The organism is Larkinella fluvii, assembly GCF_051857545.1.
Lineage (GTDB): Bacteria > Bacteroidota > Bacteroidia > Cytophagales > Spirosomataceae > Larkinella.
Genome location: NZ_JBPZHB010000005.1, coordinates 400,601 through 415,028, shown reverse-complemented (window position 1 = coordinate 415,028; position 14,428 = coordinate 400,601). Strand labels below are relative to the sequence as shown.

General features: G+C 50.7%; 9 protein-coding genes. 3 read left to right on the top strand and 6 right to left on the bottom strand.

The genetic code is table 11. The features are described 5' to 3' along the window. Positions 1 to 10: 10 nt before the first annotated feature. From ACS5NO_RS15150 to ACS5NO_RS15125, 6 genes are all read right to left on the bottom strand, one after another. Positions 11 to 2,074: an alpha-galactosidase gene (locus tag ACS5NO_RS15150; protein ID WP_439415938.1), complete on the bottom strand. Its 2,064-nt coding sequence runs from the start codon at positions 2,072 to 2,074 to the stop codon at positions 11 to 13. A gap of 108 nt (positions 2,075 to 2,182) precedes the next feature. Beyond that, positions 2,183 to 3,586: a RagB/SusD family nutrient uptake outer membrane protein gene (locus tag ACS5NO_RS15145; protein WP_439415937.1), complete on the bottom strand. Its 1,404-nt coding sequence runs from the start codon at positions 3,584 to 3,586 to the stop codon at positions 2,183 to 2,185. Between the two features lie 81 nt (positions 3,587 to 3,667). Beyond that, entirely contained in the window at positions 3,668 to 7,153 is a 3,486-nt protein-coding gene (locus ACS5NO_RS15140) for a SusC/RagA family TonB-linked outer membrane protein (protein ID WP_439415936.1), read from the bottom strand. 187 nt (positions 7,154 to 7,340) lie between these two features. Further along, the gene (locus ACS5NO_RS15135) at positions 7,341 to 8,594 is read right to left on the bottom strand and encodes a FecR domain-containing protein (RefSeq protein WP_439415935.1); all 1,254 of its coding nucleotides are present in this window, start codon (positions 8,592 to 8,594) and stop codon (positions 7,341 to 7,343) included. Continuing rightward, entirely contained in the window at positions 8,552 to 9,130 is a 579-nt protein-coding gene (locus tag ACS5NO_RS15130) for an RNA polymerase sigma factor (RefSeq protein ID WP_439415934.1), read from the bottom strand. Before ACS5NO_RS15130 ends, ACS5NO_RS15135 begins: the two co-directional genes overlap by 43 nt. Positions 9,131 to 9,636: 506 nt before the next feature. Then, entirely contained in the window at positions 9,637 to 10,752 is a 1,116-nt protein-coding gene (locus ACS5NO_RS15125; protein ID WP_439415933.1) for a Fic family protein, read from the bottom strand. A 578-nt stretch (positions 10,753 to 11,330) separates the two neighbouring features. On the opposite strand from ACS5NO_RS15125, the gene ACS5NO_RS15120 reads away from it, so the two are divergent. From ACS5NO_RS15120 to ACS5NO_RS15110, 3 genes are all read left to right on the top strand, one after another. Then, entirely contained in the window at positions 11,331 to 12,068 is a 738-nt protein-coding gene (locus ACS5NO_RS15120) for a LytR/AlgR family response regulator transcription factor (RefSeq protein WP_439415932.1), read from the top strand. 211 nt (positions 12,069 to 12,279) lie between these two features. Then, positions 12,280 to 13,215, top strand: a complete 936-nt coding sequence (locus ACS5NO_RS15115) for an NAD-dependent epimerase/dehydratase family protein (protein WP_439415931.1) — start codon at positions 12,280 to 12,282, stop codon at positions 13,213 to 13,215. 50 nt (positions 13,216 to 13,265) lie between these two features. Then, a complete protein-coding gene (locus ACS5NO_RS15110) occupies positions 13,266 to 14,372 on the top strand; it encodes a DUF4440 domain-containing protein (RefSeq protein WP_439415930.1) in 1,107 nt (368 codons plus the stop codon). The last annotated feature ends 56 nt before the right edge of the window (positions 14,373 to 14,428 follow it).

Genomic DNA, 14,428 nt, shown 5'->3' with positions numbered 1-14,428 from the left:
GTTGGTTGGGTTAAGGCTTCGTTTTGCTGGTCAGTAGCTGGTAGCGAAAAAAACCATAGTTCAGGGTGGCGGGTAGCGAAAACGTCACGCTTCCGTTGCCATTCGTACTTGCCTGGAAGTTTTTTCCGTTCCCACTGAGGTGCTCGAACCGGTAGGTTCCGGCGGGCAGGTTATACAACGAAATCGGTCGGCTCGATTGAGGATTCATTTCCCGGTAAACGACTACGTACCCTTCTGACTTGCCGGTTTGGGACTGGAAACCCGTCCACGAAAACCCCGTTGGTTCGTCGCCAATGGGGAAAATTGTCCCCTGATGAATGGCCGATTGATGCGGTTTGTAAACGGCCAGTAATTTAGTAAAGGCCTGCCGGGTCGAATCGGATAGCCCCGATGTTTCAAACCAGGCCATCGGTTTGGCAAACAGCGTAACAGCCAGGCCATAATCTTTGGGGTAGCGGGCCGGAGCCAGTAGGTCGTTCGGGTACAGGTGCTGGTTGCGTTTGGGATTGAGAAATTCAATTCGCATCCGGCGCGGATCGACAAACTGCGCTAACTGCCAGAGGTTACGAAGCGTCGTGTGCGGATAATATTTTCGGAAGTCGGTGTAGCGGTTTTCCAGAAACAACGTTCCATAGGGCATTGCCGCAAAATAACCCGTTCGTAAACCGGCCGTAATGTCAATCTCGATACCGGCCTGTCCGTTCGTTTCCTGCACAATCCGGTGCATGGCTCGCAGCAGATTTGTTTCCCCTTTTTTGGTAAAAAACTCCACTCCGTCGTATTTGAAGTAATTGGCCCCAAACCGCTTGTGAAAATTGAGCAAGACATCGGTGTCGCGCTTCCAGTTGGCGTAATCGTTGGTCTTATCCGGGTTGTACCACATCCCGATTTTAAAACCGTTGTCCTTCGCCTGACCCACTAAGGCATCGAATCCGTTCGGAAATCGCTCTTTGTTTGGTTCCCAATAATCGGCCACCGACCACTGATTATCCCAAAGACCGCCCTTTTCCCGATTGACTGAATTGGACGATGGACCTTTTTGCCACCCGTCGATGAAATACAGATGGTCAATGCCGATTTGTCGATTTAGCTCAATCTCTTTCGACAGAAAACCTTCGGTCATGCGGCCATCCCGGTTGCGGTCGCCCCAGATCGAGTGCCAGATCAGTTCGTCACGGTCGGCATTATACGTTCGGAATCGACGCTGGTATTGCTGCAAAACAGCCGTTCGGCCCGTTTTTCCGTTCTGATACAGCAGAATCGTAAACGGGTAACTTTCGCGGACGGAGTCGGCCCCGGCACCCAGCCCGGTGAAGGCAAACTGCGTGGCATTCTGGCGCAGATCAGCTACCGATTTAACCGGGCGGGCGTAGGGCAACGGGGCTTCTTTCAGGAAAATCAACCCGCCTTTGCTAAATTGGTCTTCCAGAAAAAACAGATTACCGCTCCACCAATTGGTCGTTGGATTGGTCAACAAAAACTCATCAACCTGTACCAAATTATCTTTGTCATCGGTATGGTCCATCAGCGTCACCGCCAGAAGCTGACGATGCACATGGTTGAGTAGCAGCACATCGGTCAGATCGGTCTTGATGGACTGCCATTGCCTGCCGGTTTCAATACCAGTTACCCGGTCTGTGCTGGCAATGCCTGTTTCCTGGGCGGTTTTCTGCTCAATCCGAAGCCAGGTTGAAACGGCCGGGGTTTGCGGGAAAATTTTACAAAAAGTCGTCAGCGTGTAGGAGTCATATTCCGACCGGATCGTTACCAGAAGAGCCGCCGTTTCAACGACGACTGCTTTGCCCGTATCGGCGGTAATGGTTGTTTTTCGACACGTTTCCCGGACCTCAAATTCGGGCGCGGGTGACGGTTGTGGACTGGCCCCCATCAGTTGCTCGTTGCCCGTCACGACATTTTTAAGCGAAACATTAACCAACAGTCCATTATCAATTCGCCACTGCCGTTGAATGAACGTATTGCCAATGGTGAGTTGCTGAGGGTTCCAGCGGGCCTTACAATCCTGAAAAACAAACGTGTTCGCCCTTCCAACTTCCTGTGATTGAGCCAAAAGCATTCCAGGAATGGCTGTCAGAAGCCAAGCTATAAAAATCCTCTTCATGAAAAATTGATGTTTAACACGCCTACCGCAGCCTTTTCCGCAGTCTACAGTAGGCGTGTCTGGTCAATAGCCCGGGTTTTGTGTGAGGTTGGGATTTAAACTTCTCTCCCGGAACGGGATCGGATACAGCGCTTTGTTGGCCGCAAACTGGTAATTACCCACTAAATATCCACCCGCCGTTCTGTACTTGGCAACGTATGCCGTCATAACTGGCACTAAGCGACCCGTGCGGACAAGGTCAAACCAGCGATGGGCTTCAAAGCTGAGTTCAACCCGGCGTTCCTGCTCAACGGCAAGCCGAAAGGCTTCCTGACTTAGTCCGGCTTTGGCTGCCAATCCCGCCCGGCTTCGCACCTGGTTGAGCGACACCAACGCATCGGTTGTATTGCCGGTCTCGTTGAGTGCTTCCGCATACATCAGCAGCACATCCGCGTACCGGATCACGGGCCAGTCGTTGTCGCTTTCGTTGGTGGTTGGCGGCTGATCAAGAAATTTGCGGGTGTAATACGGGTTATCGCCCCCGGTGAAGCGTTGAATAGATACGTTTTTTCGTGTATCTCCCGCTTCAAAAGCATTGAATAGATCAAGCGTACCCTGATTGACAGCACCGGGGTTTCCACCCGTGACAATGTCGCTGCCCGCTCCAGTGGGAGCAAAGTCGATGGAGAAATTACTGCCTTCTTTGTTACCCGTGCGAGTGTACTGTACAGAGAAAACAATCTCGGCATTATTCCCATTATTAGCTCGAAACACATCATCGTACACTGGTAGAAGGCGGTAGGTTTGGGATGTAATGACTTTGTTTAGCGTAGCTGCTGCCTTGTCAAACTGTTTGTTGGTCAGATACGCTTTTCCAAGTAGAGCGTGGGCGGCACCGCTGGTAGCCCGACCGATGTTAGCACCCGTGTAGCTGGCTGGTAGCACATTGGCCGCTTCCAGCAGGTCTTTTTCGATTTGCTCGTAGACCTTAGTTACCGGTTCGCGATTGTAGGTGTAGGCTTCGGGTTCCGTATTGATTTCGGTCAGAACAATCGGTACGTCTCCAAAAAAACGTACCAGATTAAAATACATCAGTGCCCGCAAAAACTTCGCTTCGGCCTGGTAGCGGGCTTTCAGGGCTGCGTCCATCTGTATGGCTTCGCTTTTTTCGATTAGAATATTACAGCGCGAGATGATTGCGTACGACGACGACCAGCTACCCGTAATGGTGCCATTGGTTACAACCCAGCTGTACCGATCAAAATCACCAATGAAGGAGTCGGCCCGTGGATTGGATTCGGTGTTGTCGGTTGGCACTTCGGCCATGGCAAAGAAAGAGCCGTAGTAGCCACGAAGTCCTCCATAAGCCCCGTTGAGGGCGGCTGTGATGTCGGACTGACTTTTGAAGTATTGCCCGACTGGTATGGTTGTCGGCGGACTGAGGTTCAGGTAATCTTCGCTACAGCTACTGGCGAAAATCAGTAGCATAACCGCCACTAAGCCGGGTTTAAACAGATATTTAGGGTTCATGATGGTCTGTGTTTTCTGGTGAAAAGCGGATTTTATTCTTTAAAAACCAATGTTCAGGCCCGCCGTCAGGGTCCGGTTAGCCGGGTAGGTGCCCTGGTCGGAACCGGGCTGATACACCGAATCGCCATACTGACTGGGTTCGGGGTTGAAACCCGGATAGCTGGTGAAAGTCAGCAGGTTCTGGCCGCTGACATAAATCCGGGCCGATTGCAGGCCAACGCGTTTGAGCAATTCGCCCGGTAGCGTATACCCCAAGGTTACGTTCCGTACCCGCAGGAATGAACCGTCATACACCACATAAGAGGTTAACTGATTTTGAAGCGTGATACCGGCGGGGTTGTTGCGTGGATATTTAACATCACGGCTTGGATCGCTGGCCAGAAAGTAATTGTTGTAGACGGCGGTTATGGCGTTAAACCTGCCACTGACTGCTTCGCTGTGCCGGGCATTGCCATTGATGATGTTATTACCCTGCGTACCCTGAATGATAACGCTCAGATCAATATTTTTGTAGTTCAGCCGATTGGTGAAACCATAGGTAAATTTGGGCAATCCATTTCCCAGCACGGTCCGGTCCAACTCGTTCACAACGCCATCGGCATTGACATCGCGGGGTTTCAGGTCGCCCACCTGCGAGCCGCCCGCCCATTTGGCGCTGGCCGCCAGTTCGTCCGTAGTTTTAAACACCCCGTCGATGATAAAACCGTACATGTTCCCCAGCGGCTGACCAACTTCAATCCGGTATCCGTTTGGCCAACCGGCTGCGCCTTCGCTGGTATTGAGTGACTGCCGTCCCCCTAAATCCAGTACTTTAGTTCGGTTAAAAGCAATGTTAAAATCGGTTGTCCAGGTCAATGCGCTACCCCGGCCCGTATTTCGCGTCGACAGGGATATTTCAAGTCCGCGATTCTGGAGTTTACCAACGTTCGTCAGAAAACTATTGGCGTAACCCACTACGGCCGGGAGTTCTTTCGAGAACAGCATTCCTTCCGTAATCTTGTCGTAGGCATCGATAGTCAGATACAGCCGGTCCTGCCAGAATCCGGCTTCGAGACCCAGATCAACCTGCTGATTTTTTTCCCAGGTCAGACCGGAGTTGGCGTAGCCACTTTGTTGGGTGCCAAAAACGCGCTGGTTGCCGAAGCTGTAATTGGTAGAGCCGATACCGCTGAGCCAGCTAAAATCACCAATATTGGCATTGCCAGTTTGGCCGTAACTGGCCCGTACCTTCAACTCGCTCACCAGATTCTGCTGCTTCATGAAGCCTTCTTCCCCGATACGCCACCCGACTGATACGGATGGGAATGTGCCAAATCGTTCATCCGGACCAAAACGGGACGAACCATCGCGCCGGATTGCGGCCGAAAACAGGTATTTACTTTTATAGTCGTAGTTGATTCGAACGGCCAGGGACATAAAGGCATTAAGGCCGTAACCCAGATTCCCGATTCGGTCGGGCGAGGCCGTCGGATTCTGAACCAAATCCGTCGTGTATGTTCCAGCCCTGCCGCTGATGGAGGTATTGAATGAACTGAATTTCTGATTGGAATAGAGCAGCAACCCTGAGAAATTATGCCCGGAATTTAGCCTCTTTGTGTAGGTCAGCGTGTTCTCCCAGACGTAGTCGATGGTTCGGTTATTGGTAGCTTCGCTGGCAATTCCGTTAAAGTTAGGGGATGATAAACTGGCGGTTGGTGCACCGTCATAGGCCAGTGTGGGCGGTACATACGTTTCCCGGGCTGTGCTTTCGAGCGAGATACCACCCTGGGTACGTAGCTTCAGTCCCTGGATGGGTTCCCATTCCAGAAACGTGTTGCTCAATAGTCGGTAGCTATTGGCCTGATTTTTTACCAGTTCCAGCACTGCCAGCGGATTATACAGGTTGGCAATAGCGTTCAGATAACCATACTGTAGATAGGACGGATCAGCATTCGCCTGTCCGTAATTGCCGTTGGCTAAGCGGGCAGGAATGATAGGAGGCATTACCAATGCCGAATAAATGGGGCTTGGCAGTGCTGCCCCAGTGACTGCATTATCACCCGTTGCCTGGTAGGTACCGGCCGCCGGGCGGACATTTTGCTGGACATAGGAAGGCGCAAAATTGACACCGACTTTTAGTTTGGAACTTAAATCTGCATCGAAATTAGCCCGGAACGTAGCCAGTTTATAATCGGTACCAATCAGCGTTCCTTTCTGGGTCAGGTAACTGCCTGAGATCGAAAACCGAGTTTTTTCTGAGCCGCCCGATGCCGTTAGCTGCACCTGCGACATGGGAGCGGTTCGAAAAATAACATCCTGCCAATCAGTATCAGCCAGTTCGTCGGGGCGGTCAAAAATGTCAGGGTATCGTTCGTTCCGTACTCTAGCTGCTTCTTTCGAATACGTCAGGTACTGCTCTTTGTTCATAACATCTATTCGCTTCGGCACATCCTGGATGCCTGTGTAGGTATTCAGATCGAAACGCGTTTTACCCGCTTTTCCGCGTTTGGTGGTCACAATCACGACCCCGTTAGCCGCCCGCGAACCGTAGATGGCCGCCGATGCAGCATCTTTCAGGATTTCGATACTTTCAATATCGGTCGGACTGAGCCGGGTGAATTGCGCCGAGTTTTGCAGCGGATAGCCATCCACCACGTAAAGCGGATCATTGCCCGCTCCCAACGAACCCGCCCCCCGAATACGGATCGTTGGGGCGTCGCCGGGCGAGCCACCCCGCCCCGACTGAACCTGCACCCCTGGTGCCAAACCCGCCAGCGCATCGCCGGGCGTTGAAACAGGCAGTTGGTTGATGTCTTTCCCCGATACTTTGGCAATAGAGGTAGTCAGTTCCTTTTTGGCCTGCTCGCCATACCCCACCACGACAACTTCGTTCAGTGTTTTGTCGTCAACCAATAATGCAATGGTAAACGTGGTTTGGTTGCCCACGTTGACTTCCTTCGATACGTACCCAACAAAGCTGAATATCAACGTAGAAGATGCATCGGGGACATTAATACGAAAGGCGCCCTGACTGTCGGTTGTGGTTCCGCGCTGGGTGCCTTTGATCACGACGCTTACACCCGGTAAGGCCTGGCCGGCTTCATCGGTTACGGTGCCGGTTATGTCTTTCAACAGCACCTGCCCGTTGCCACCTGGCGCTTCCATCGTGGGGGTAATGGTCTCGGCTACCCGGCGGAGCAAAATCTGTTGGCCGGATAGTTCAAAGGTGATTTTCAGCGGACTAAGCAAAGTGGTCAGCACTGTACTGAGCTTTTCTTCGGCGGCTTTGAGCGAAACTTTCCGGCCCGCCTGAATAAGTTCGGGGCTGTACATGAACCGCACCCCGGTTTGTCGGCTGATGCGGTTTAAAACCAGCGAAATCTGCTGGTTACGAGCGTCGATGGTTACACGCTGGTTCAGGATTTCCTGAGCGAGTCCGTCGTGGGCGTTCGCTATTCCGAAGAACAGGCCATAAAAGACCAGTTGGAGCAGGCTTATCCGCATAATTTTTTGCAACAAGTCGTGCGACAATACAAGTTTATGCATACTTTTGAGTGATTTGCTGGTTTACAGATTGGCAAAAGAATACCCGGGTCCCGTTTCGGGACAGTTGTTTGAGACCAACTTGTCGGGTGAGTTTTTTTGAGGTGAATGGTGCTGGAACATCATTCACCTTTTTTTATGGTCGATACGGCTAAATCATGCGGGTATAATTTTAGGATGGAAGTTTTGGTTATTGGCAAGGTTTACCGGTAATGATTATTTGGTTCTGGTTAACTTCGTAGGTCGCTTCCAGAATATTGCAAATCCATTTAAGTTTGTTGGCCAGCGGCTCATCGCCAAGCGTGGCAGTAATACTGCACTTAGTCATTACTGCCTGATTATAGACGACATCTACCCCGTAAGCTTTTTCTAGATTGGCGAACACTTCCGACACTGGCGATGACTCATACTCAAACGTCTGGCTTTCTATTGGAATGTTCAGCAGCGTCGGGGCTTTTACGTCAGAGCGGTTAAGCGTTACGTCTTCGCGCCCGAATGTCACCCGTTGATTGGGTAACAGCACCAGCCCAGCCAGTTGGTTACCCGTAGTCAGTTTTTCGGCGTTTTTATCGGTTTTGGAGAAAACACTCACTTTACCGGTTTTTACCACGACCTCCACATTCGGCTGTCCGGTGAATGCTTTGATACTAAAGCTGGTGCCGAGTACTTTGGTCACCAGGTCGCCAGCGTAAACCAGGAAGGGTTGCGCTGGATTTTTAGCTACCTCAAAAAAGGCTTCGCCCGATAGATGAACCTCGCGCCGATGGTCGGCAAACTGTCGGGGAAAGGTCAGGCGGCTGCCCCGTTTCAGCACAACTGAGCTACCGTCAGGCAAGCCAATGTACCGGGATTCGGCCGTTTCATTGACTACCTGATGCATATCGCTTTTCTGTTGTCTGTTTTGGGTCAATACAGTAGCCGCCGGATCGATTAAGCCGACCGTGCGATTCTGATACCACCAGTACGTACCGAATGCGACAAGGGCCAGCACGGCAGCTACCGATGCCAATCGGTGGGCAGACCTCCACCACACCCGGCGCGTGCCATGTTCAAACATTTCCTGTTGTCGAGCCACCCGAATGGCTTCTGAAATTTTCGCGTTCACGTGTTCGTCGGTGAGCACCACGGGCTTTCCCACGAGCAATTGTACCACTTGCCGGGCCTTATCCATAGCCTGATGTCGGTCTGAGTCGCTACCTGCCCAGGCAAGCCAGAGCGGTTCATCCCCAGGTGCTTCGCCTGACGCCCACGACACGAAATCAGAATTTTCCAGCAATTCCTGGTGTAGGTCCGTACGATTATTCATAGAAAAGATTAAACGCTGTATAGCTAATATCTGTCTGATGGATGACGGATACTCACTAAATGAAAAAAAAATCAAAAAAAGTACAAGAAAATAACTCAGATGCCTGCTAACAAGCTGAGGAACAGAAAGAGAAGCCATACCTCACGAAGGCTGGCGAGGGCTCGCTGCAGAATGTTGCTGACAGATTGGGGCCGGATATTTAGCAGTGATGCGATTTCTTCGGGGCGTAATCCCTGAAAATACCGGAGATAAATCACTTCTTTCTGGCGGGGCGGAAGCTTATCGAGCATCGAACCGACACGTGTCTGAGTCAGCCGTGCAAATTCTTCGTCAATGAGGTTGTCTTCCGCCGAAACGTCAAACAGGCTATCGGTCATATATTCCGTTAGCTCTTCCTGTCCGCTGTAGGGCTTTAAGGTCTTAAATAACTGATTACGAAACGCTTTGAATAGATAATAGGTGGGAGAAGGTGTATCGTTGAGCGTGGTGCGGTGCAGCCATAGGTGTATAATTAAATCCTGTATGGCATCTTCAACCAGTTGTTCATTCGCTGTAAACTTTAACCCATAATGGACAAATTTCCGATAGTACCGCTTGAATAGCATGGCAAAAGCCTCTTCGTCTCCTGTCCGGAAACGATGCCATAATTGCTGTTCATCGGGAAATGGTATCATGGATTATCTTTATGTTAAAAAGTAAATCCCCTTCCAAATCTATCAAAACTGCCCCATTATTCTGCTATTTTAAGAAAAGTTATAATTTTCGTGAGGTACTCTCAATTACTAGACCGCTTATAAGGGTTCTTTCACTAAATGGATCGTCATTATAGGGATATCTGACACATTTAGGGTAAATCCATGACTACCGAACATTTCTAAAATTCTTGTCCGACCAAAATTTGATAGCTTTCTGAACCTTTTTATTCCTAGGACAGACATCGGTCATATTATGGGTCAATAAGCTCGTTCACAAACGACCACGCGTAGGTTTTCATGGTGCCCAATACAGTAGCGTCATATCAACCAGACGTAGTCTCACAAAGAAGCGTTTTTGTGAGTAATCCCATCTTATAATCGCTGTAGGAACCGATTGAATTAGTCCGTAGCATACGGCTGTTACCGAAAAAGTGCCTCTTCACATCGCTAAACTCAAACTAAATGGTGCTGCTTACCAGCTCAATCTACCCTTCGTCTTCAGCTACTCCCCAAGCAGGAAGATAATATCGGGTGTGTCGTAGCCTTCCTTCCTTTCTCAGAGCGCCTAGGTCAACCATCTCGGCTAGATCTCGGGTTGTCGTTGCTCTTGAGGTTTTTGCAATGCGAATATAGTTTTCAGCACTCAAGCCCCCTTTGAACCCAGTTAGCCCTTCTTGGAACAAACGTAACACTACTTTGGTCTGTCGTTCATTCAACTGACTATGGTACGTCTCAAAATACCGAGCTTTGTCGATAATAAAGGCGATCATTTTCTGAACATAGACTTGGGCTTCCAGAATCTTTTCAGAAAAATAGATGAGCCATTCCGTGATGTCCAAAGAGGCATTGGTACGCTCCAAAGCCTGATAGTAAGCTTTTTTGTCTTGCTCGATTCTACTTGACAATGAGGTGATTAGTGATTGCCTAGCCCCCATGGCCAGTGCTTTTTCGGCAATGGTACGCCCGATGCGCCCATTTCCATCTTCAAAGGGATGGATCAATTCGAAGTATAAATGGGCTATACCAGCATGAATAACCGTCGGCATCTGCGCTTCGACTGCTTGATTGAACCAGGCAATGTATTGTTTCATTTCCTCCTCTACACGGTCGGATGGAGGAGCTTCATAGAATACTTTGGGCCTATCTAACCGGCCCGATACGATTTGCATTGGGTCGGCATGAGTCCGGTAACCACCAATCACTTCTAGATCGATTCGGCCATTCATGATCATTTTATGCCACGAAAACAGACGTTCTTCAGCTAATGGCTCCTGATAGCTTCTGAATAAGTCTACCATCATCTGAGCAACGCCTGTTTCTTGTGGCCCGGCCCTTCTACCATCGCTTTGTAGTCCTAATTGTTTACGGATCGATGACTGAACAGAATCACGGTCTAAGATCTCTCCTTCAATTTTTGCGGTGTCTACAGCCTCACTACTTAGTAGAGTAACCCGTAATTCATTGACCTCATCGGCAGAAATGGCTGCCAACGAACCAATGATCACCCCTGCATTTCGATGAAATTCGCGCTCCCAATGGGTAAACCTTGCTGTATCAAATGTGAACTGTGGCCAGTTCGGTAGCTGCCAAATCCATTTCATGAGTTATAGCTTCATTTTCTATAACTCAATATTACAAAAAAAATGAGTTATAGCTTCGTTTTCTATAACTCATGTGTTATTTGTGTCCTTCATCTTTCAGCATACTACATTGGTCATTAAAAGCAGTAACAATCACCAAAACGGTCAACGGAATTCAGGACGAGACAAGAAAATGGGATGAATCACCAATCCATAGCTTTACAACCCTATCAGTACACAACAAAATAAGAGGCTCATATTGGGTCAGGATATTGGTTCAGAAAACGAGTACCAATAATCACTTCTGATCCCCTTTTTGTGCTATCCGTTATTGAATGCGAAGGACAGCCATTGCAGCCATTCAAGGCCCCGGTGTGAAAGAACAAGAACTACAACAGTCACATGAGGAGGCCAAGCGTCTTTCCAAATAATAAAAATTGAGCCTATCTTCGTAACGGATTTGCCGCACCGGCAGTCCGGTCTAACTGTGATAATGTCCAGTCCACGTTGCCGAAGATTCGCTGCACCCAACTCTATCAAACCGGCTGCACCATTCCGTAGACACATACTATTTTTTTGCCGAATGACTAGTAAATAACATGGACATCGCCGTAAAGGTGCTCATTGTGGAGGACGAAATGATTATTGCTGCCGATATCGCCCTGCAACTCGGCAAACTCGGCTATGAAGTGAGCGGGATCATTCCTCGTGGCGAAGAAGCTATCCGAAATGTCGAAACGAACCGACCTGACCTGATTCTACTGGATATCAGTCTCAAAGGATCACTCGACGGTATCGACACGGCCCATGCGATCCGCCAGCAATGGAACATCCCGATTATTTACGTCACGGCTAATACCGACGAAGCCACCTTTGCCCGCGCCAAAAAAACCCGTCCCTACGCTTACATTTCCAAGCCAATTCGGGCCATTGAGCTACAACGGGCTATCGAACTGGCCATCAGCCGCCTGGCCGACGAGCCTCCCACCTCTACCAGCCCTGCCCCCGATGCGCCCTTTGTGCTCAGTGACCGGATTTTTGTGCGGCACCGCGAAAAGATCGTTAAGATTTTCATCGCCGATATTCTCTACGTGGAAGCCGACCGCAACTATTGCCACCTCTACACGGCCGACAAAGAACACCTGCTGACAACGACCCTGAAGGTAATGGAAGACAAACTCCCGGCCAACTTTTTTGTGCGGGTGCACCGGTCTTATCTGGTGAACCTGACGCAGGTCGATGAGGTAGGCGACAACCATATCGGGATCAAGGGGAAAACGATTCCGCTCAGCCACCTCTTGCGTGAGACATTGCTGAAACGAATTCAAACCATTTGAGACTCAATATCAGCCACTTGGTCAGTCAGAGATCTGACCGTTCACACATCCGGTAAGAAAATACCCTCCTTCGGACAGTAAAAGGATGCATTCGTCCAGGCGAACTTGGCTGGGAAGTACGCTGGCGATAGTTTAGATCCGTTGTCGGCCAAATCTAACCACTTCGCGTCCATTTCCACCGGCCTATAGATTGGCTTAATCGCAGAACCGTATGCAAACAGTTGGCATCCTTGGCGGAGCAGGCTTCATTGGCAGCTACGCCACCCAAAAATTTCTGTCTGAAGGATATGCCGTAAAAGTATCGGCTTCTGACCCAGCCAACGCCGAAAAGTACGCTCACCTGAGCACCCTCAACAGGGCCGAAAACATGATGCTGGTGCCCTGCAATGTGCGCGATGTAGCTGCACTTGAGTCCTTTATGCAGGGCTGCGCGATTGTGGTACACGGCGGCACACCTTTTCAGCTGGCAGTAGAAGACCCACAGCGCGACCTGCTAGACCCCACCATCCGGGGTACAGAAAATTTTCTGACCATTGCCAATCGAACCGAGGGACTCAAAAGTGTGGTGTTCATCGCTTCGGTGGCGTCCTATACTACTTCGTTTCCAATGCCTCACCCTAACCACCCCGCCGGTCAGGTATTTTCCGAAGCTGATACGCCCTGGTTCAGTGCGGAAGACCATCCCTACGGACAAGCCAAGTTTCTGGCCAACCAGGTCGTACGGAAATTCATCGAGGCAAACCCGGATTTACCCTTCGAGATCACTACCGTTTCGCCCGTTTTTGTCATTGGCACCAGCTTGTCGCCCCGCGCCGATTCAACGTCGATGGGTATGCTCTACCTGTTTAAAAACAAGATCGCCCCCAACCCATTCGTCGAGATGCTGTTTGCCAACGATTTAGCCTTTTCGGTGGTGGATGTGCGGGATGTGGCCGAGGCCGTTTTTCAGGCAGCTACCCGGTCGGGCTTGCGCGGCCAAAACTACCTTCTTTCGAGCGAAAGTTACCGCATCTCCGATCTGTCGCTCATGCTGAACCAGCAACCGCCCGCAGGCGAAGCTGCACGTGTATACACCAACACCCTGGCGATTAATGACCTCGGCGTAGCGTTCAGGTCGGCACAGGAAACATTACGGCAGGCCGTGTAGAAGGCTGGCTTAGAAATTCACCCGATCAACTCACGTAACCATATACACCCATGAAAATTAGTAATCTATTTTTCGTAAAGGCCCGGCTGTTGACGCTGCTGCTCCTCCCTGCTTTCGCAGCCACCACCCTCGCGCAGGGCCTCAACCCCGAAGCGGTTGCCTTTACCAAAACCTACCAGACCGCCTACAACAAAGGCGACCGGCCCACGCTGATGACCCTTTTTGCCGACAATGTGGGCTGGGTAAACCCCGATGGCAGTGTAACACCCGGTTCTAAAGCCGATGTTGAAGCCGACTTTGTACGCGATTTCGGCGAAACGGCCGGGTCGTATATGGACTTCACGGTGGTCAGCACCGAGGCCCAGCCCGATGGCAAGGTGAAAATCGGCACGACCGTCAGCGGCTACGATTTTGTGCGGAAAACCGGCGCGAAGCTCAACCCCACGGCGGGAACCTACGAAATGCTGATCGGCAAGGTCGGCGGACAGTGGAAAATCAGTCAGGTCAAGTGGAAAATGAACACGGTGGGGCTTGAGATTCGCGACCTGATAAAGCGGTTTCAGGATGCCTACAACCGCGAGGAAGCAGCGACCCTGAAAACGATGTTCACCGCCGATGCCGTGCGGACGGCTACGGACGGCACCACCACAAAAGGGGCTGCGATAATTGACTTTTACACACAGGGGTTTGTCGATGCAGACGTGACCAACGTCGTTTCTCTGGCCAATGTTAGCCCGCAATTCGATGGCAGTGTAATTTTCACGGGAACCTATCACCTAACGGGGCGGTCGGCCAAAGGAGAGCGGATCGTGAGGGAGGGGGCTTACAGCAACACGGCGGTCAAAGAGAACGGGCAGTGGAAGATCAGCCGCAACACACAATCCAAACTCGTCAAAGCGATGGTCTATCACAAAGTGGCCGACTATGCCGCCTGGAAAAAAGGCTTCGATCTGTTTTATAACGAACGAATGCTGGCGGGCGAACTAAGTGCCGAAGTCAGTACGCTGGCCGACGACCCCAACACGGTCTGTATCATCAGCGAGTGGGCGTCGCCCGACGCACCGAAGGCTTTTTTTGCCCGCCCGGATTTGGCGGAAACGATGCGGAAAGACGGTGTCATTGGCAAGCCTACCATACTGATTATGAGCAAGACATAACCGATTCTAACCCCACCACATTCGCCCGGTTTGCAGCGTCGCAAACCGGGCGAAAC